This is a genomic window from Streptomyces sp. NPDC001373 (genome assembly GCF_042895815.1).
GTDB lineage: Bacteria > Actinomycetota > Actinomycetes > Streptomycetales > Streptomycetaceae > Streptomyces.
Map to the genome: position 1 here is coordinate 253,786 of NZ_JBIAWQ010000004.1, position 18,033 is coordinate 271,818.

General features: G+C 72.4%; 19 protein-coding genes. 6 read left to right on the forward strand and 13 right to left on the reverse strand.

Features of this window, described 5'->3' with window-relative positions; all coding sequences use genetic code 11:
• Window positions 1-52: 52 nt before the first annotated feature.
• Together ACFY15_RS12130 and ACFY15_RS12135 are read left to right on the forward strand one after the other, a co-directional pair.
• Window positions 53-685: a TIGR03085 family metal-binding protein gene (locus tag ACFY15_RS12130; protein WP_390825430.1), complete on the forward strand. Its 633-nt coding sequence runs from the start codon at window positions 53-55 to the stop codon at window positions 683-685.
• Between the two features lie 182 nt (window positions 686-867).
• Window positions 868-1,302 (forward strand): hypothetical protein, encoded by a 435-nt coding sequence (locus ACFY15_RS12135; protein ID WP_390825431.1) that lies wholly within the window; start codon window positions 868-870, stop codon window positions 1,300-1,302.
• 64 nt (window positions 1,303-1,366) lie between these two features.
• Here ACFY15_RS12135 and hisF read toward each other — a convergent pair whose 3' ends face one another.
• Genes hisF through hisD form a run of 8 tightly spaced genes read right to left on the reverse strand, consistent with a single transcriptional unit; the run spans window position 1,367 to window position 7,080 of the window.
• Window positions 1,367-2,122, reverse strand: coding sequence for an imidazole glycerol phosphate synthase subunit HisF (hisF, locus tag ACFY15_RS12140; protein WP_390685747.1), 756 nt, complete (start codon window positions 2,120-2,122; stop codon window positions 1,367-1,369).
• Window positions 2,119-2,505 carry a RidA family protein gene (locus ACFY15_RS12145; RefSeq protein ID WP_390685746.1) on the reverse strand — a complete coding sequence of 129 codons (387 nt, stop codon included), beginning with the start codon at window positions 2,503-2,505 and terminating at the stop codon, window positions 2,119-2,121. Before ACFY15_RS12145 ends, hisF begins: the two co-directional genes overlap by 4 nt.
• Window positions 2,502-3,233: a bifunctional 1-(5-phosphoribosyl)-5-((5-phosphoribosylamino)methylideneamino)imidazole-4-carboxamide isomerase/phosphoribosylanthranilate isomerase PriA gene (gene priA / locus ACFY15_RS12150; protein ID WP_366451397.1), complete on the reverse strand. Its 732-nt coding sequence runs from the start codon at window positions 3,231-3,233 to the stop codon at window positions 2,502-2,504. The genes ACFY15_RS12145 and priA overlap by 4 nt, the downstream gene beginning before the upstream one ends.
• Window positions 3,233-3,874: an imidazole glycerol phosphate synthase subunit HisH gene (gene hisH, locus ACFY15_RS12155; protein WP_390685745.1), complete on the reverse strand. Its 642-nt coding sequence runs from the start codon at window positions 3,872-3,874 to the stop codon at window positions 3,233-3,235. The genes priA and hisH overlap by 1 nt, the downstream gene beginning before the upstream one ends.
• Window positions 3,871-4,038 carry a hypothetical protein gene (locus ACFY15_RS12160; RefSeq protein ID WP_390685744.1) on the reverse strand — a complete coding sequence of 56 codons (168 nt, stop codon included), beginning with the start codon at window positions 4,036-4,038 and terminating at the stop codon, window positions 3,871-3,873. Before ACFY15_RS12160 ends, hisH begins: the two co-directional genes overlap by 4 nt.
• Window positions 4,039-4,040: 2 nt before the next feature.
• Window positions 4,041-4,634, reverse strand: coding sequence for an imidazoleglycerol-phosphate dehydratase HisB (gene hisB, locus ACFY15_RS12165; protein ID WP_390685743.1), 594 nt, complete (start codon window positions 4,632-4,634; stop codon window positions 4,041-4,043).
• Window positions 4,631-5,743, reverse strand: coding sequence for a histidinol-phosphate transaminase (locus ACFY15_RS12170; RefSeq protein ID WP_390685742.1), 1,113 nt, complete (start codon window positions 5,741-5,743; stop codon window positions 4,631-4,633). The genes hisB and ACFY15_RS12170 overlap by 4 nt, the downstream gene beginning before the upstream one ends.
• Window positions 5,740-7,080, reverse strand: a complete 1,341-nt coding sequence (hisD, locus tag ACFY15_RS12175) for a histidinol dehydrogenase (protein ID WP_390825432.1) — start codon at window positions 7,078-7,080, stop codon at window positions 5,740-5,742. Before hisD ends, ACFY15_RS12170 begins: the two co-directional genes overlap by 4 nt.
• 122 nt (window positions 7,081-7,202) lie before the next feature.
• On the opposite strand from hisD, the gene ACFY15_RS12180 reads away from it, so the two are divergent.
• From ACFY15_RS12180 to ybaK, 3 genes are read left to right on the forward strand one after another with little or no spacing between them, the layout of a single operon-like run.
• Window positions 7,203-8,804, forward strand: coding sequence for an oxidoreductase (locus ACFY15_RS12180; RefSeq protein ID WP_390825433.1), 1,602 nt, complete (start codon window positions 7,203-7,205; stop codon window positions 8,802-8,804).
• Between the two features lie 34 nt (window positions 8,805-8,838).
• Window positions 8,839-9,579, forward strand: coding sequence for an LON peptidase substrate-binding domain-containing protein (locus ACFY15_RS12185; RefSeq protein WP_390685739.1), 741 nt, complete (start codon window positions 8,839-8,841; stop codon window positions 9,577-9,579).
• A gap of 4 nt (window positions 9,580-9,583) precedes the next feature.
• Window positions 9,584-10,078, forward strand: a complete 495-nt coding sequence (gene ybaK / locus ACFY15_RS12190) for a Cys-tRNA(Pro) deacylase (protein WP_390685738.1) — start codon at window positions 9,584-9,586, stop codon at window positions 10,076-10,078.
• Window positions 10,079-10,199: 121 nt separating this feature from the next.
• On the opposite strand, the gene ACFY15_RS12195 is transcribed toward ybaK, so the two are convergent.
• From ACFY15_RS12195 to ACFY15_RS12210, 4 genes are read right to left on the reverse strand one after another with little or no spacing between them, the layout of a single operon-like run.
• Window positions 10,200-10,826, reverse strand: coding sequence for a hypothetical protein (locus ACFY15_RS12195; protein ID WP_390685737.1), 627 nt, complete (start codon window positions 10,824-10,826; stop codon window positions 10,200-10,202).
• A gap of 49 nt (window positions 10,827-10,875) precedes the next feature.
• The gene (locus tag ACFY15_RS12200; protein ID WP_390685736.1) at window positions 10,876-11,649 is read right to left on the reverse strand and encodes an ABC transporter permease; all 774 of its coding nucleotides are present in this window, start codon (window positions 11,647-11,649) and stop codon (window positions 10,876-10,878) included.
• Window positions 11,646-12,683 carry an ABC transporter ATP-binding protein gene (locus ACFY15_RS12205; RefSeq protein ID WP_390825434.1) on the reverse strand — a complete coding sequence of 346 codons (1,038 nt, stop codon included), beginning with the start codon at window positions 12,681-12,683 and terminating at the stop codon, window positions 11,646-11,648. The genes ACFY15_RS12200 and ACFY15_RS12205 overlap by 4 nt, the downstream gene beginning before the upstream one ends.
• A 28-nt stretch (window positions 12,684-12,711) precedes the next feature.
• A complete protein-coding gene (locus tag ACFY15_RS12210) occupies window positions 12,712-14,007 on the reverse strand; it encodes an NYN domain-containing protein (protein ID WP_390825435.1) in 1,296 nt (431 codons plus the stop codon).
• Window positions 14,008-14,219: 212 nt separating this feature from the next.
• Here ACFY15_RS12210 and ACFY15_RS12215 point away from each other — a divergent pair, with 212 nt between their 5' ends.
• Entirely contained in the window at window positions 14,220-14,387 is a 168-nt protein-coding gene (locus ACFY15_RS12215; RefSeq protein WP_390685733.1) for a hypothetical protein, read from the forward strand.
• 99 nt (window positions 14,388-14,486) lie between these two features.
• On the opposite strand, the gene dnaE is transcribed toward ACFY15_RS12215, so the two are convergent.
• Entirely contained in the window at window positions 14,487-18,026 is a 3,540-nt protein-coding gene (dnaE, locus tag ACFY15_RS12220; protein ID WP_390685732.1) for a DNA polymerase III subunit alpha, read from the reverse strand.
• Window positions 18,027-18,033: the final 7 nt, after the last annotated feature.

Below are 18,033 nucleotides of genomic sequence, written 5' to 3' on the forward strand. Positions count from 1 at the left end.
CGTCCGCCTGATGGGCGGCCGCGGGGCGGCTTCCGGCCGTAGGCTGGCCGGCATGTCTACCCATGCGAAGCGCGAACGCCTGCTCTTGGCCGACCTGTTGGAGGCCGCCGGGCCACAGGCCCCGACGCTGTGCGAAGGCTGGACCTGCCGGGAGCTGGCCGCGCACGTGGTGGTCCGCGAGCGTCGGCCGGACGCGGCGGGCGGCCTGGTCCTGAAGGTCCTCAAGGACCGCCTCGACCGGACGATGGCCGAGTACGCGGCGAAGCCGTACGAGGAGCTCGTCCAGCTGATCCGCACCGGCCCGCCGAAGCTGTCCCCGTACGCGCTCAAGCAGGTCGACGAGGCGGCGAACGCGGTGGAGTTCTACGTGCACGCCGAGGACGTCCGCCGGGCCCAGCCGGACTGGTCGCCCCGGGAGCTGGACCCGGTCTTCTCGGACGCGCTCTGGTCCCGGCTGGAGAAGCTGGCCCGCCTGACCGGCCGCCGCTCGCCGGTGGGCCTGGTGCTGCGCCGCCCGGACGGGCGTACGGCGGTGGCGCGCAAGGGCGTGCCGGTGGTGACGGTGACGGGCGAGCCGGGCGAGCTGACGCTGTTCTGCTTCGGCCGCCAGGCCGCCGCCCAGGTGGACCTGGAGGGCGAGAAGGAGGCCGTCTCCCGCCTGACGGTGGCCCAGCTGGGCCTGTGAGAACCTCCGGCTCGCTGCCGGGCGGTACCGCGCCCCGCACAGCGGAGCACGGTACCGCCGGGCCGGTGAAAACGGGCATGGCGCTCTGAGGGAAAAGGTTTCCGCACTCCTCCTCGTCCCTACGCTCCGTCACGGATGCCGACCGGTTCGGTGTCGTCCCTGTGGAAGGAACGGAAGCCCCCATGCGTCTTCGCACCACCGCCGCCGCCCTCGCCGGAGCCCTCGCGCTCGTCCTCCCCGCCGGAGCCCAGGCGTTCGCCGACGACGGCAAGGCCCTCAACTACGTGTACCTCGACCAGAGCAACGCCGAGAAGAACGGCCAGATCAAGGACATGGGCGCGGACAAATGCCACGCCCTGCCGTCGGCCGCGTCCAACGTCGTGGAAGCGGTGAACGAGACCGACTCGGTTGCCCTGCTGTTCGCGGAGGACGAGTGCGGCGGCGAGCCCGTCGCCACGCTCCAGCCGGGCGAGAGCGCCGGTGACTTCCACGCCGCCTCCGTGGTCTTCCAGCAGGCGCGCAAGGCGGAGCAGCAGCAGGCGGACAAGCAGCAGAAGCCGGAGCAGCAGGAGCACGAGCAGCAGGACGGCACGGACTTCATCGACGACTTCCGCTAGCCGCCCGGCCGCACCGGCCGGGGGACCCGGGGCGATCCCCCGCGGCCCCCGGCCGGTGCGGCGGTCAGCGGACCGGGTGGCCCGCCTCGCGCAGGGCCGCCTTGACCTCGGAGATCCGCAGGTCGCCGAAGTGGAACACCGACGCCGCGAGCACCGCGTCGGCGCCCGCCTCGATGGCGGGCGGGAAGTGCTCCAGCCTGCCGGCACCGCCGGAGGCGATCACCGGTACGGTGACGTGCTTGCGGACGGCGGCGATCATCTCGGTGTCGTAGCCGTCCTTGGTGCCGTCGGCGTCCATGGAGTTCAGCAGGATCTCCCCGGCGCCCAGCTCGGCCGCGCGGTGCGCCCACTCGACGGCGTCGAGGCCGGTCCCCCGGCGTCCGCCGTGGGTGGTGACCTCGAAGGAGCCGGACCCGGTACGGCGGGCGTCGACCGACAGCACCAGCACCTGGCGTCCGAAACGCTCGGCGATCTCCCGGATCAGCTCCGGACGGGCGATGGCGGCCGTGTTCACTCCCACCTTGTCCGCACCGGCCCGCAGCAGCTTGTCCACGTCCTCGGCGGTGCGCACGCCGCCGCCGACCGTGAGCGGGATGAAGACCTGCTCGGCGGTCCGGCGCACCACGTCGTACGTGGTCTCCCGGTTGCCGGAGGAAGCGGTGATGTCGAGGAAGGTCAGCTCGTCGGCGCCCTCGGCGTCGTAGAACCTGGCCATCTCCACCGGGTCACCGGCGTCGCGCAGGTTCTGGAAGTTGACGCCCTTGACGACGCGGCCGTTGTCCACGTCCAGGCAGGGGATCACCCGTACGGCGAGGCTCATCGCTCGACCTCCTTGAAGGCCTCGACCTCCACCTCGACGACCATGCCCGGGTCGACGAAGCCATTGACGATGATCATGGAGGCGGCGGGGCGGACGGTGTCGAAGAGGGCCTTGTGGGCGCGGCCCACCTCGTCGACGTCCCGGGCGTGGGTGAGGTACATCCGGGTGCGGACGACGTGCTCGGGGCCCATGCCGGCCTCGGCGAGCGCCTTGAAGGCGACCTCGAAGGCCTTGACCGTCTGGTCGTACGGGCCGCCCGCGTCAGCCGCGGTGCAGCCGGAGACCAGGACCAGGCCGTTGGGGAGGGCGACGGCGCGGGAGTAGCCGATCACGTCCTCGTAAGGGCCGCCGGAGGAGATCCGGCGTACGTCGGAGGAGCTCATGCGCGGACCGCCTCCAGCGCCTCTTCCAGGGTGAAGGCCTTGGCGTACAGGGCCTTGCCGACGATGGCGCCCTCGACGCCCAGGGGGACGAGCCCGGACAGGGCCCGCAGGTCGTCCAGGGAGGAGACGCCGCCGGAGGCGACGACGGGCCGGTCGGTGGCCGCGCAGACGTTCTTCAGCAGCTCCAGGTTGGGGCCGCTGAGGGTGCCGTCCTTGCCGATGTCGGTGACGACGTAACGGGCGCAGCCCTCGGAGTCGAGGCGGGCGAGGGTCTCGTAGAGGTCGCCGCCCTCGCTGGTCCAGCCGCGGCCCTTGAGGGTGGTGCCGCGCACGTCCAGGCCGATGGCGATCCGGTCGCCGTGCTCGGCGATGGCCTTGGCGGCCCATTCGGGGGTCTCCAGGGCGGCGGTGCCGAGGTTGACACGGGTGCAGCCGGTGGCGAGGGCCGCGGCGAGCGTGGCGTCGTCGCGGATGCCGCCGGACAGCTCGACCTTGATGTCCATGGCGCGGGTGATCTCGGCGACCAGGGCGCGGTTGTCTCCGGTGCCGAAGGCGGCGTCCAGGTCGACGAGGTGCAGCCACTCGGCGCCGGAGGCCTGCCAGGCGAGGGCCGCCTCCAGCGGGGAGCCGTAGGAGGTCTCGCTGCCGGAGACCCCGTGCACGAGGCGCACGGCCTGGCCGTCGCGGACGTCGACCGCGGGGAGGAGTTCGAGCGTGGGTGCGGTCATCACAGGGTCTCGATCCAGTTGGTGAGGAGCTGGGCGCCGGCGTCGCCGGACTTCTCGGGGTGGAACTGGGTGGCCCACAGGGCCCCGTTCTCCACCGCCGCGACGAAGCGCTCGCCGTGCGTGGCCCAGGTGACCTTGGGGCCCCTGATCCTGGGGTTGGTGACCTCCAGGGTCCAGTCGTGGGCCGCGTAGGAGTGCACGAAGTAGAAGCGGGCGTCGGCGTCCAGTCCGGCGAAGGCCTGGCTGTCGGCGGGCGCCTCGACCGTGTTCCAGCCCATGTGGGGGACGACGGGGGCCTTCAGCGGGCCGACCGTGCCGGGCCACTCGTCCAGGCCCTCGGTCTCCACGCCGTGCTCGATGCCGCGCTCGAAGAGGATCTGCATGCCGACGCAGATGCCCATGACCGGGCGGCCGCCGGACAGCCGACGCCCGATGATCCAGTCGCCGCGGGCGTCCTTGAGCCCCTGCATGCAGGCGGAGTAGGCGCCCACGCCGGGCACGAGGAGGCCGTCGGCGTCCATGGCCTTGTCGTAGTCGCGGGTGATCTCGACGTCCGCGCCGGCGCGCGCGAGGGCGCGCTCGGCGGAGCGGACGTTGCCGAAGCCGTAGTCGAAGACCACGACGTTCTTCGTTGCGCTCATTCCCAAATCCCCTGGATTCGCAGGATCCCCGCGGCCAGGCACATGGCGGAGCCGAAGGCGAGCAGGAGGATCACCGACTTGGGCATCTTCTGCTTCTGGAAGGAGTAGACGCCCCCGGCCAGGAAGAGGCCGAGGACGATCAGGACGGTGTTGAGGCCGTTCACGTCTAGAGGGCGCCCTTCGTGGAGGGCAGGATGCCGGCCGCGCGCGGGTCGAACTCGGCGGCGTAGCGCAGGGCGCGGGCCAGGGCCTTGAACTGGCACTCCACGATGTGGTGGGCGTTGCGGCCGTACGGGACGTGGACGTGCAGGGCGATCTGGGCCTGCGCGACGAAGGACTCCAGGATGTGCCGGGTCATCGTCGTGTCGTACGCGCCGATCATGGGCGCCATGTTCTCGGGCTCGGTGTGCACGAGGTAGGGACGGCCGGAGAGGTCCACGGTGACCTGGGCGAGGGACTCGTCCAGAGGCACGGTGCAGTTGCCGAAGCGGTAGATGCCGACCTTGTCGCCGAGGGCCTGCCTGAAGGCGGCGCCCAGCGCGAGGGCGGTGTCCTCGATGGTGTGGTGGCTGTCGATGTGCAGGTCGCCGTCCGTCTTGACCGTGAGGTCGAAGAGGCCGTGGCGGCCGAGCTGGTCGAGCATGTGGTCGTAGAAGCCGACGCCCGTCGAGACGTCGACCTGTCCGGTGCCGTCGAGGTTTATCTCGACGAGGACCGAGGTCTCCTTCGTGGTGCGCTCGACCCGTCCGATGCGGCTCATGCCTGCTGCTCCTTCTTCAGTGCGCGAACCGCTTCGAGGAACGCGTCGTTCTCGGCCGGGGTGCCCGCGGTGACCCGCAGCCGGCCCGGTACGCCGTTGTCCCGGACCAGGACGCCCTGGTCGAGGATCTTCTGCCAGGCGGTGTGGGAGTCCTCGAACCTGCCGAACTGGATGAAGTTCGCGTCGGACTCGGTGACCTCGTAGCCGAGGGCCCGCAGCTCTTCGACGAGGCGGTCCCGCTCGGACTTGAGCTGCTCGACGTAGCCGAGCAGGGTGTCGGTGTGCTCCAGGGCGGCCAGCGCGGTCGCCTGGGTCACGGCGGACAGGTGGTACGGCAGGCGCACCAGCTGGACGGCGTCGACCACGGCGGGGTGCGCGGCGAGGTAGCCCAGGCGCAGGCCGGCGGCGCCGAAGGCCTTGGACATGGTCCGGGAGACCACCAGGTGGGGGCGGCCCTCGATCAGCGGGAGGAGGGAGTCTCGGTGGCTGAACTCGACGTACGCCTCGTCCACGACCACCAGGGACGGCTTGGCCGCCTGGGCGGCCTCGTAGAGGGCGAGGACCGTCTCCGCCTCGACCGCGGTCCCCGTGGGGTTGTTGGGCGAGGTGATGAAGACGACGTCGGGGGCGTTCTCCGCGATGGCCTGCTCGGCGGCCTCCACGTCGATGGTGAAGTCCTCCCGGCGGGGGCCGGAGATCCAGCCGGTGCCGGTGCCGCGGGCGATCAGGGCGTGCATCGAGTACGAGGGCTCGAAGCCGATCGCCGTGCGCCCCGGGCCGCCGAAGGTCTGGAGCAGCTGCTGGAGGACCTCGTTGGAGCCGTTGGCGGCCCAGACGTTCTCCATGGCGACCGGGTGCTTGCCGGTGCGGGTGAGGTACCGGGCCAGCTCGGTGCGCAGCTCGACCGCGTCCCGGTCGGGGTAGCGGTTGAGGGTGCGGGCGGCCTCGCTGACGCGCTCGGCGATGCGCCGCACGAGGGGTTCGGGGAGCTCGTAGGGGTTCTCGTTGGTGTTCAGCTGAACGGGGACGTCCAGCTGGGGAGCGCCGTACGGGGTCTTGCCGCGGAGCTCGTCGCGGATGGGGAGGTCGTCGATTCCGAGGGTGCTCACTGGCCGGGCACCTTCCATCCGAAGCGGGCCTTCAGGGCGGCGCCGTGCGCGGGCAGGTCCTCGGCCTCGGCGAGGGTGACCACGTGGTGGGTGACCTCGGCGAGCGCGTCGCGGGTGTAGTCGACGATGTGGATGCCGCGCAGGAAGGACTGCACGGACAGGCCGGAGGAGTGGCAGGCGCAGCCGCCGGTGGGCAGGACGTGGTTGGAGCCGGCGCAGTAGTCGCCGAGGGAGACCGGCGCCCACGGGCCGACGAAGATCGCGCCGGCGTTGCGGACGCGGGCGGCCCACGCCGCGGCGTCGGCGGTCTGGATCTCCAGGTGCTCGGCGCCGTAGGCGTCGACGACCTTGAGGCCGGCTTCCAGGTCGTCGACCAGGACGATCGCGGACTGCTTGCCGGCGAGGGCCGGCCTGATCCGGTCCTCGACGTGCTTGGTGGCCGCGACCTGGGGTTCCAGCTCCTTCTCGACGGCGGCCGCGAGCTCCTCGGAGTCCGTGACGAGCACGGCGGCGGCCAGCGGGTCGTGCTCGGCCTGGCTGATCAGGTCGGCGGCGACGTGCACCGGGTCGGCCGTGGAGTCGGCGAGGACGGCGATCTCGGTCGGGCCGGCTTCGGTGTCGATGCCGATCCTCCCGGTGAAGTAGCGCTTGGCGGCGGCGACCCAGATGTTGCCGGGGCCGGTGACCATGTTGACCGGCAGGCACTCCTCGGTGCCGTACGCGAACATCGCGACGGCCACCGCGCCGCCGACGGCGTACACCTCGTCCACGCCGAGCAGCGCGCAGGCGGCGAGGATGGTCGGGTGCGGCAGGCCGCCGGCAGGATCTCCCTCATAGGCGGGCTTCTGCGGCGGGGAGGCGAGCGCGATGGACTCGACGCCGGCCTCCTGGGCGGGGACGACGTTCATGACGACGGACGAGGGGTACACGGAGCGGCCGCCGGGCGCGTACAGGCCGACGCGCTCGACCGGAACCCACTTCTCGGTCACGGTGCCGCCGGGGACCACCTGGGTGGTGTGCTCGGAGCGGCGCTGGTTGCGGTGGACGATCCGGGCGCGCCGGATGGACTCCTCCAGGGCTGCGCGGACGGCCGGGTCCAGCTGTTCCAGGGCGGCCGTGAGGGCCTGCGCGGGTACCCGGACCTGCGTGAGCTCGACGCCGTCGAACTTCCGCGCGTACTCGATCAGCGCCGCCGTGCCACGATGATGGACGTCCTCGCAGATGGGCCGCACCTTCTCCAGGGCGGCTTCCACGTCGAACTCGGCACGGGGCAGCAGATCGCGCAGGGCGCCACCCTCGGGGAGGGCGTCACCGCGCAGGTCGATACGAGAGATCACCCCCCAATTCTCTCAGACCGTCTCCCACCGCCGTCCGCCCGTATCACTGGCTGATACACGCCCCGGATGTCACAGGCCCCCTCTAGCGTTCCCCTACACGTAACCGACGGCGGGGGGCTGCCATGGCAGAGGCGCAGGCGGAGGCATACGCGGACGGGCGTCCGGACGACCTGACCGGGCCGGAGCGGTACATGTGGGAGACCTTCCGCGCGGGCACCGTCTGCGACCTGGGTCCCCGCTCCGCCGAACGGGACGATCCGCACTCGGGCGGGCCCTGGGGGCCCGAGCGGCGGGTCCGGGCGGAGGTGGTGGCCCACTTGCTGCTCGCCGGGCCCGCGCCGGTGCCCGGCCGGGTCGGCTGCCTGAAGTTGCGCGGTGCGCAGATCACCGGCCGGCTGGATCTGTCCGGCGGCACGGTCGCGCCGTACGTGGAGATCCGCTCCTGCCGCTTCGACCAGGAGGTCCAGCTGTCGGAGACCCGGTTCGGCACCCTGCGGATCGACAACTGCGCGGTCCCGCGTCTGGAGGCGGCCCGGCTGCACACGGAGGGCGATCTGCACCTGGCGCGCTGCCGGGTGGCGCGGGGGATCCGGCTGACCGACGCGCAGATCGGCACCGACCTGCTGCTCGGCAGCTCGGTCGTCCAGCGGGACGGGCGGGGGCGGGCGATCGCCGCCGACGGGCTGGTGGTCGCGCAGGACTTCCAGGCCGACCTGCTGGAGGCGAACGGCGAGGTCAGCCTGCGCGGGGCCCGGGTCGGCGCCTCGATGAGCCTGCGCGGGGCCCGGCTGCGCAACCCGTACGGGCTCCGCGCCCTGAACGCCCCCACGCTCACGGTCGAGCGCACCCTTTACCTGACCTCCGCCGCCCTGGGGCCCGCGAGCGGGGACCCGTCCCGCCCGTACGACTGGAGCCGGACCCCCACCCGGGGCGTCCCGACGCGGCCGTTCGAGTGCCGGGGCGGGCTGCGGCTGGACGACGGGCGCTTCGGGGACTCCGTCGACTTCTACGCCGCCCGCTTCGAGCTCCGGCCGGAGCAGGAGGTCTCGCTGCGGCGGATCCAGACGCCGGAGCTGCGCTTCGTCGGGGAGGCGCCGCAGCAGGGCCGGGTGGTGCTGTCCGGGGCGAAGGTGGTGCGACTGGTGGACCGCTCGACGAGCTGGCCAGGTCCGGGCCGGCTGTCCATGGAGGGCTTCACCTACGAGACCCTCGCGCCCCGGGGGCACTTCCCGCTGGCGCGCCGGCTGGAGTGGGCCGCGGCCTCCGGCCCGGACTACTCGCCGGAGCCGTACGAGCGGCTGGCCGCCGTCCTGCGGGCCCGCGGGGAGGACGCGGACGCCCGCGAGGTGCTGCTGGCCAAGGAGCGCCGGCGGCGGGCCACGCTGTCGCCCGCCGGACGCGCGTGGGGGTACCTCCAGGACTGGACGGTGCTCTACGGGTACCGGCCGGGGCGGGCGGTGCTGTGGATGGCGGTCCTGTGGGCGGCGGGCACCCTGCTGTTCCTGCGGCACCGCCCGGAGCCGCTCAAGGCGGACGAGCACCCCACCTGGAACGCGGCCCTGTACGCCCTCGACCTCCTGCTGCCGGTGATCGACCTGGGCCAGGAGGGCCAGTGGAAGGCGGCGGGGGTCTGGCAGTGGGCGTCGGCGGCGCTGGTCCTGCTGGGGTGGATCCTGGCCACGACGGCGGCCGCTGGTGCGTCGCGGCTGCTGCGGCGGGGGTGACGGCCCGGCCTCCGCGGCCACTACCCTGTGGGTCGTGACCACCGTTCGCCTGCCCCTCTTCCCACTGAACTCGGTGCTGTTCCCGGGCCTCGTGCTGCCGCTGAACGTCTTCGAGGAGCGGTATCGCGCCATGATGCGCGAGCTGCTGAAGCTCGGTGAGGACGAGCCGCGCCGGTTCGCCGTCGTGGCGATCCGCGACGGCCGGGAGGTCGCGCCGACCGCGCCCGGGCTGCCCGACCCGACGGCGCTGCCCGAGAAGGGTCCGGCGGCGGGCTTCGGCGCGGACCCGATCCAGGCGTTCCACCGGGTGGGCTGTATCGCGGACGCGGCGACGATCCGGGAGCGGGAGGACGGCAGCTTCGAGGTCCTGGCCACCGGTACGACCCGGGTGCGGCTGCTGTCGGTCGACGCGTCGGGGCCCTTCCTCGTCGCCGAGCTGGAGGAGCTCGCGGAGGACGCCGGGGAGGGTGCGGGCGCCCTGTCCGAGGGGGTGCTGCGGGCCTTCCGCAGCTACCAGAAGCGGCTGGCGGGGGCGCGGGAGCGCTCCCTGGCGGCGGCACCGGACCTGCCGGACGAGCCGTCGGTGGTGTCGTACCTGGTGGCGGCCGCGGCCGTGCTGGACATCCCGGCGAGGCAGCGGCTCCTCCAGGCACCGGACACCGCGACGCGGCTGGCGGAGGAGCTGAAGCTGCTCCGTACCGAGACGGCGGTGATCCGCCACCTCCCGTCCCTTCCCGCGGTGGACCTGACCCGGGCCCCGACGAGCCCGAACTGAGGCCATGGCGAAGAAGAAGCAGCAGACGGCCGGTACCCCCGCCATCACGGCGCTGACGGCGTCCGGCGTCGCGTTCACCACCCACGCCTACGAGCACGACCCGTCGCACCCCTCCTACGGCGAGGAGGCGGCCGAGGCCCTGGGCGTCGCGCCGGAGCAGGTCTTCAAGACCCTGGTCGCGGAGGTCGACGGAGCGCTGACAGTGGCGGTGGTCCCGGTGTCCGGGTCCCTGGATCTGAAGGCGCTGGCGGCAGCGGTGGGCGGGAAGCGGGCGGCGATGGCCGATCCGGCGCTGGCGGAGCGCACCACGGGGTACGTCCGGGGCGGCATCTCGCCGCTGGGGCAGCGGCGGCGGCTGCCGACGGTGGTCGACGCCTCCGCCTCCGGCCACGCCACCATCTGCGTCTCGGCGGGCCGCCGGGGCCTGGAGGTCGAACTCGCCCCGGCCGACCTGGCGACCCTCACGGGCGCTGCCTTGGCCCCGATCGCCCGCGCGTAACGGCTCCCGCCGCGCGGAGCGGTCCCTGCCCGCCCTTCCACCGTTCCCCGGGCTCCGCCCGGACCCTCCCCAGCGGTGGCTGGGGGAGGAACGGAGAGGGGTCGGGGTGGGGCGGGGAACCTCAGCTCTGCGGGGGCTCCGCGTCCGCGTGGACGTGGGGCGGGGGGTACGTGCCCTCCCAGGGCGACGGGACGGGGTCCCGGGGGCCGAAGGCGGCCGTCAGGCACAGGTGGGTCAGGGTGGCGGCCATCGGCCAGCCCAGCAGCACCCCGTACGCCAGCAGCTGGAGCGGGGCGTCGAACGGCACCCCCTCGCCCGCCTTGGCCGCCGCGACGGCCACGTCGGTGCCCGGCCCGAGCCAGAGCCCCATCCGCCAGCCGAGCAGGGCGGCGAAGCACGAGCCGACTGTGAGGCCGATCACCAGCGCGACGCCCCCGCGGCGCCGCCACAGGAAGACCGCGAGCCCGCTCAGCGCGCCCAGGCCCAGGGACAGCAGGAAGAAGGTGCCGTCGGCGCCGATCCGGCCCTCGCCCTCGGTGTTCTTCAGGAAGACGGCCTGGCCGTGGGCGACGTACTGGACGCGGGGCGCGAGCCATACCCACAGCAGTGCGAGGAGGGCGCCGGACGCGCCCACCAGCAGGGCGATGGCGGCCCCGTCACGGACGTCCGCCGGGGTGACGGCGGGCTCCTGGTCGGGGAGGCCGGCGGGCGGCGGAGGCGGCGGCAGCGGGGTCACGGCTTCGGTCACCCCCACATCGTGCCAGGTCCTGTAAAGCAGGGACCGCCCGGCCGGGGCGTCAGCGGACCGCCGCGCGCCGGTAGGCCCAGGTGGCGACGGCGAGGGAGAGGACGCCCACCCCGGCGCAGACGCCGAGGTCGGCGAGGACCGCGGCCCAGTCCGGGTGCGGGGCGAACGTCCGGGCGAAGGCCTCCACCCCGTACGTGGAGGGCAGCAGGTCGCGCGCCCAGACGACGGCGTCGGGCATCCGCTCGGCGGGCAGCACCCCCAGCAGCAGCGCCGCGGACATGCCCAGCTGTCCGGCCAGGGTGGCCAGCTCCTGCCGGGGTGCCAGCAGGCCCAGGGCCGCGCCGAGCCCGGCCAGCGCGGCCCCGGCCAGCGGCACCACCGCGGCCAGGATCCACAGCCCGCCCATGGGCAGCCCGAAGAGCACGCACCCGAAGACGGCGGTCACCAGGGTGCCCGGGAGGGTGAAGGAGGCGTACGCGGCGGCCGCGCCCAGCACCACGGAGGCGGGCGGGACCGGCAGGGTGGCGTAGTGGTCGAGTCCGCCGCCGGCCCGGAGCTGGCCGAAGTACTGGGCCAGGAGGTTGAGGGCGACGAAGGCGACGACCAGGACCGAGGAGCCGGCGACGACCGCCCGCGCCTCGGAGCCGCCGTCGACCACGCCCCGCATCAGGACCATGATCCCGACGGACTGGAAGGTGGCCACGAAGAGCAGCGGTATGCGGGACACCCGCGCCCGGGACAGCTGGGCGCGGTAGACGGCCGCGAGGGCGGGGAACAGCCGCGCCCGGGGGGCCAGGACGGCGGGAGCGGCAGCGGTGGTCACGACTTGACCAGACCCTTCATCCGGCCGCCCAGCGCGAGGTACACGTCCTCCAGGCTCGGCGTGGCCAACGTGAAATCGTCGAGGGCGGCGAAGGCCGCGCCGCCGGTCACGGCGGCGACGGCGGCGCGGGCCTCGTCCTGGCCGAGCCGCAGCACCCAGCGGCGTCCGGACTCGGCGGCCAGCGGCGCCAGCGCGGCGACCTCGGGCACCTCCAGCGGCGCGGCGGTGCGCCACACCAGCTCCAGGCGGACCTCGTCGGAGACCCGGGCCTTGAGGCCGGCCGGGGTGTCACAGGCGATGACCCTGCCCTGGTCGATGACGGCGACCCGGTCGAGGACCGTCTCCGCCTCGATGACGTTGTGGGTGACCAGCAGCACGGTGGCGCCGTCGCGGGCGCGGCGCCGGTCGACGGCGGCCCAGACGGCGCGCCGGGCGACGGGGTCCATGCCGGTGGTGGGTTCGTCGAGGACGAGCACCGGCCGCTCCCCCACCAGCGCGGCGGCGAAGCAGGCGAGGCGCCGCTGGCCGCCGGAGAGCTTCTTCAGGGGGCGTCCGGCGATCCCGGTCAGGTCGAGCTCTTCCAGCACCTCGTCCCGCGCGGCCCGGGCGGCGCGGGTGTCGAGGCCGCGCAGCCGGGCGGTGGTCTCGGCGGCCAGCGCGACGGTGAGCTCGTCGAGGGCGGTGGACTCCTGGCCCAGGTAGGCCAGGAGGCGCGAGGCCCGCTCGGGGTGGCGGACGATGTCGTGGCCCAGCAGGGTGACGGAGCCGGCGTCGGGGCGCAACAGCCCGGTCAGCTGGCGGACCAGGGTGGACTTGCCGGCGCCGTTGGGGCCGAGCAGTCCGAAGATCTCGCCGCTTCGGACCTCCAGGGAGATCCCGTCGGTGGCCCGGGTCTCGGCCAGGGCGGGCGCGGCGCGCCGGCCGCGTACGGCGGGGTACGTCTTGACGAGGTCACGCACCGCGCAGACCACCCCGGAAACCGCCCCTGCGGCCTCTGCCGTGGTGTGCCCTGCCTGTGCTGTGCCCGTACTCACGAGGGAGCAGCCTACGCGGCTTCCGCCCCTACTCGGCCGCCGGGGTCATCGGCGCCACGGATACGGAGGCCCCCGCTCCGCCCACGTGCTCGGCCGCGGCGCGCACGTCGATCTCCCTCCAGAACCCGGCGCGGATGGCGTAGCGGTCGTGCTCGTCGATCTGGTCGTCCTTGTGCGCGAGGAGCCCGAAGCGGGCGGCGTAGCGCAGCAGCTCGCCGTCGATGCGGTGCGGGACGCGCGGGTACATGGTGGCGAGCTTCTGCAGGTGGACGGGTTCCGGGAGGCGTTCCATCCAGCGGCGGGCGAAGACCTGTCCGACCTCGAAGGGGTCGCCGCCGACGGTGGTGATGTCCTCCTCGCGGTCGGCCCAGCGCTGTTCGGCGCTGGTGAGCTGGGCCAGGGTGGGCAGGGAGGCGGTCTCGGCGGGTTCGCCCAGGGGGCCGGGGCGGTCGATCCAGCCCTTGTCGGAGGACCAGCGCAGGGCGCTGCCGGCCGGACTGGCGGTGGTGTGGGCGGGGGCGGGGGCGGCGGCGTGCCCCGGGCCGGGGGCGCGCAGGGCGGCGAGGTCCTTGGGGGTGGGGACGGAGGGCTTGGGGCCCTCGCCGGCGGGTGCCGGGACGGCCGGCGCTCCGGTCGCGGGGGGTGCGGTGGCGGGCGGGGCGCCATTGCGGGCGGCCTCGGCGAGCGCGGCCTCGGGCAGCGGTGCGGAGAGGATCGCGGCGATCTCGGGGCGCGGGGCGGGCGGCGGGGCGCAGAGCCCGGCGAGGTCCCGGGCGCGGACGGCGCGGGTGATCCAGGCGCGGTCCAGGACGCGGCGCTCGTCGGCCTCGGCGACGAGGTCCTCGGACTGGTTGTAGTCCCCGTCGGCGGCCTGGACGGCCCACAGGTGGACGGCGACCCCGTGTTCCTTGGCGGACATCAGCCCGGGCAGCAGGTCGCCGTCGCCGGTGACGAGGACGACGTCGGAGCAGGCGCGGTTGCGGGCGAGTTCGGTGAGCTCGGCGTGCATGGCGGCGTCGACGCCCTTCTGGGCCCAGCGGCCGTCGCTGCGGGTCAGGGCGCCCAGGCGGACGGTGACGCGGGGCATGACGCGCAGTCGGCGGTGCTCGGGCTGGGGCACCCGGTCGGGGGCGCCGTCGAACCAGTAGATCCGCAGGAGGGGCTGCTGTGTGTCGGCCTCGGCGCGCTCGCGCAGGCCCTGGATGAGGGCGGAGTGGTCGACGGTGATGCGGGAGCGCGAGGGTTCACCCGCGAGGAGGCTCGCGGCGGCGCCCAGCAGGTATCCGGCATCCACCAGGACGACGCAGCGGTCCACGCGTTCCACCCTCTTCCGTGGGGGTCCTCGACAGGTTTTCCCCGAGTCTGCCCGACTGCAAGGGCGTTGACGGCCGGAACTGGATCACCGGCGTGGCGTATCTGCCGGGCGGAGCCGCAGGAGGGGCCGCTACGGACGACAATGATCCAAAATGCGCGCTTTGTTGCGGTGTGTGAGGGTGAAGGCGGCCCTGGCCCCTACACCCCCCACGGAGGCATCCCATGGCCAAGAACAAGAACCAGAAGCAGCCGGCGAAGCAGCAGGCGCGCTCGGGCGGGCAGGACATGCCCAAGGGCTCGACGGAGACCTCGGCCGACCGCCCGTCGCAGTCGCCCAGTCCGCTGGACATGGCGCACAAGAGCAAGTCGAAGCGCTTCGGCCACAACTGACGCCTCCGCGCGAGCGGTGGGAGCGGAAGGGGGCCCGCCCCGGCAGTGCCGGGGCGGGCCCCCTTCCCGTGCGTGCGGCGGGCTCTTCGCCCGTCCGGGCTAGCCGGCCAGGCAGGACGGGCCGAGCAGCACCTTGAGGTCGCCGAAGAGGGCCGGGTCGGGCTGGACCCGGTGCCGGTCGAGGCGCAGCACGGTGGTGGTGCGCGGTCCCTGGAGCTTGATCCGCACCTCGGTGTTGCCCTTGTGGTGGCGCAGGATCTCGCCCAGCCGGGTGACCATCGGCGGGGTGACCTTGACGGTGGGGATGGTGAGGACGACGGGGGCGTTGGTGCCGGCGGAGGAGAGGTCGGGGACCATCATCTCCATCGCGACCAGGCGGGGGACGTCCTCGCGCTTGTCGAGGCGGCCCTTGACGAAGACGACGGTGTCCTCGACCAGCTGGGTGGAGACGAGCTGGTAGGTGGCGGGGAAGAACATGCACTCGATGGAGCCGGCGAGGTCCTCGACGGTGGCGATGGCCCAGGCGTTGCCCTGCTTGGTCATCTTGCGCTGGAGGCCGGAGATGATGCCGCCGATGGTGACGACGGCGCCGTCGGCGTGCTCGCCGCCGGTCAGCTGGGAGATGCCGGCGTCCGTCTTGTCGGAGAGGACGTGCTCCAGGCCGAAGAGCGGGTGGTCGGAGACGTAGAGGCCGAGCATCTCGCGCTCCTGGGCGAGCAGGTAGGACTTCTCCCACTCGACGTCCGAGAACTCCACGTCGAGGCCGAAGCCGGGTTCGCTGCTCTCCTCGTCACCCATTCCGCCGAAGAGGTCGAACTGTCCCTCGGCCTCCTTGCGCTTGACGGCGACCACGTTGTCGATCATCGACTCGTGATGGGCGACCAGGCCCTTGCGGGTGTGGCCCATCTCGTCGTAGGCGCCGGCCTTGATCAGCGACTCGATGGTGCGCTTGTTGCAGACGACGGCCTCGACCTTGTCGAGGAAGTCGGGGAAGGAGGAGTACTTCCCCTTGGACTTCCTGGTCTTGATGATCGAGTCGACGACGTTCTGGCCGACGTTGCGGACGGCGGTCAGGCCGAAGAGGATCACGTCGTCGCCCTGGGCGGCGAAGTTGGACTCGGACTCGTTGACGTTCGGCGGGAGCACCTTGATGCCCATGCGCCGGCACTCGTTGAGGTAGATCGCGGACTTGTCCTTGTCGTCCTTGACCGAGGTGAGCAGGCCCGCCATGTACTCGGCGGGGAAGTTCGCCTTGAGGTAGGCGGTCCAGTAGGAGACCAGTCCGTACGCGGCCGAGTGGGCCTTGTTGAAGGCGTAGCCGGCGAAGGGCACCAGGACGTCCCAGAGGGCCTGGATGGCCTGGTCGGAGTAGCCGTTCTTCCGGGCGCCCTCCTGGAAGATCGTGAAGTTCTTGGCGAGCTCCTCGGGCTTCTTCTTGCCCATCACGCGGCGGAGGATGTCGGCCTCGCCGAGCGAGTAGCCGGCGATGATCTGGGCGGCCTTCTGCACCTGCTCCTGGTAGACGATCAGGCCGTAGGTGACCGCGAGCACCTCTTCGAGCGGCCCTTCCAGCTCCGGGTGGATCGGGGTGATCTCCTGCTGCTTGTTCTTGCGCAGGGCGTAGTTCGTGTGCGAGTTCATGCCCATCGGACCCGGCCGGTACAGGGCCGAGACGGCGGAGATGTCCTCGAAGTTGTCGGGCTTCATCAGGCGCAGCAGGGAGCGCATGGGGCCGCCGTCGAACTGGAAGACGCCGAGGGTGTCGCCGCGGCCGAGGAGCTCGAAGGTCTTGGGGTCGTCGAGCGGGAGGGCCAGGAGGTCGATGTCGATCCCCTTGTTGGCCTTCACCATCTTGACGGCGTCGTCCATGATCGTGAGGTTGCGCAGGCCGAGGAAGTCCATCTTCAGCAGGCCGAGCGACTCGCAGCTCGGGTAGTCCCACTGGGTGATGGTCACCTGGTCCGTGTGCCGCACCCAGACGGGCACGTGGTCGGTGATCGTCTCGCTGGACATGATCACGCCGGCAGCGTGCACGCCCATCTGGCGGACCAGGCCCTCCACGCCACGGGCGGTGTCGATGACCTTCTTCACGTCCGGCTCGTTCTCGTACATCCCGCGGATCTCGCCGGCCTCGCCGTAGCGGGGGTGCGAGGGGTCGAGGATGCCGGAGAGCGGGATGCCCTTGCCGAGGACGTCGGCGGGCATGGCCTTGGTGAGGCGGTCGCCCATCGCGTACGGGTAGCCCAGGACGCGCGCGGAGTCCTTGATCGCGTTCTTGGCCTTGATGGTGCCGTAGGTGCCGATCATGGCGACCTTGTCCTGGCCGTACTTCTCCGTCACGTACCGGATCACCTCGACGCGCCGGCGCTCGTCGAAGTCGATGTCGACGTCGGGCATGGAGACGCGCTCGGGGTTCAGGAAGCGCTCGAAGATCAGACCGTGCGTGAGCGGGTCGAGGTCGGTGATGCCCATGGCGTACGCGACGATCGAGCCGGCCGCGGAGCCTCGGCCGGGGCCGACCGCGATGCCCTGGTTCTTGGCCCACATGATGAAGTCGGCGACCACGAGGAAGTAGCCGGGGAAGCCCATCGAGATGATCGTGTCCATCTCGTACTCGGCCTGCTTCATCCGGTCCTCCGGGATGCCCCCGGGGTAGCGGCGGTGCATGCCGCGCATGGTCTCCTCGCGGAACCAGCTGACCTCGGTGTGGCCCTCCGGGATGTCGAACTTGGGCATGAGGTTGCGGAACGTGAACATGCCCTCGGTGTCGACCTGCTCCGCCACCAGCCTGGTGTTGGCGCAGCCCTCCTGCCAGGCGTCCGAGGAGTCGATGGCGTACATCTCGTCCGTGGACTTCAGGTAGTAGCCGGAGCCGTCGAAGCGGAAGCGGTCCGGGTCCGAGAGGTTCTTGCCGGTCTGGATGCAGAGCAGGGCGTCGTGGGCGGCGGCCTCGTGCGCGTACGTGTAGTGGGAGTCGTTCGTGACCAGCGGCGGGATGCCGAGCTTCTTGCCGATCTCCAGCAGGCCGTCGCGGACCCGGCGCTCGATCTCGATGCCGTGGTCCATCAGCTCCAGGAAGTAGCGGCCCTCGCCGAAGATGTCCTTGTAGTCCGAGGCCGCCTTGATCGCCTCGTCGAACTGACCGAGGCGCAGTCGCGTCTGCACCTCGCCGGAGGGACAGCCGGTGGAGGCGATCAGGCCCTCCGACCACTGGGCGATGGTCTCCTTGTCCATGCGGGGCCACTTGGTCAGCCAGCCCTCGGCGTAGGCGTCGGAGGACAGCCGGAAGAGGTTGTGCAGGCCGGTGCTGTTCGCCGCCCAGATCGTCTTGTGCGTGTAACCGCCGGAGCCGGAGACGTCGTCCCGCTTCTGGTGCGGCTGGCCCCACTGGATGCGCCGCTTGTTGCGCCGGGACTCAGGGGCGACATACGCCTCGATACCGATGATCGGGGTGATCCCGGCCTTCTGGGCGGAGTGGAAGAAATCGTACGCGCCGTGCAGGTTGCCGTGGTCGGACATGGCGATGTGCGACATGCCCATCTCATTGCAGGCGGCGAACATGTCCTTCAGCCGAGCGGCACCGTCCAGCAGCGAGTACTGGGTGTGGACGTGCAGGTGCGTGAACGGCGTCTTGGACACGGTGGGG

Excerpts from the sequence above, each read along its gene's own strand:
- ACFY15_RS12130 (WP_390825430.1), top strand. The coding sequence starts at position 53 with ATGTCTACCCATGCGAAGCGCGAACGCCTGCTCTTGGCCGACCTGTTG.
- ACFY15_RS12135 (WP_390825431.1), top strand. The coding sequence starts at position 868 with ATGCGTCTTCGCACCACCGCCGCCGCCCTCGCCGGAGCCCTCGCGCTC.
- hisF (WP_390685747.1), bottom strand. The coding sequence starts at position 2,122 with ATGAGCCTCGCCGTACGGGTGATCCCCTGCCTGGACGTGGACAACGGC.
- ACFY15_RS12145 (WP_390685746.1), bottom strand. The coding sequence starts at position 2,505 with ATGAGCTCCTCCGACGTACGCCGGATCTCCTCCGGCGGCCCTTACGAG.
- priA (WP_366451397.1), bottom strand. The coding sequence starts at position 3,233 with ATGACCGCACCCACGCTCGAACTCCTCCCCGCGGTCGACGTCCGCGAC.
- hisH (WP_390685745.1), bottom strand. The coding sequence starts at position 3,874 with ATGAGCGCAACGAAGAACGTCGTGGTCTTCGACTACGGCTTCGGCAAC.
- hisB (WP_390685743.1), bottom strand. The coding sequence starts at position 4,634 with ATGAGCCGCATCGGACGGGTCGAGCGCACCACGAAGGAGACCTCGGTC.
- ACFY15_RS12180 (WP_390825433.1), top strand. The coding sequence starts at position 7,203 with ATGGCAGAGGCGCAGGCGGAGGCATACGCGGACGGGCGTCCGGACGAC.
- ybaK (WP_390685738.1), top strand. The coding sequence starts at position 9,584 with ATGGCGAAGAAGAAGCAGCAGACGGCCGGTACCCCCGCCATCACGGCG.
- ACFY15_RS12215 (WP_390685733.1), top strand. The coding sequence starts at position 14,220 with ATGGCCAAGAACAAGAACCAGAAGCAGCCGGCGAAGCAGCAGGCGCGC.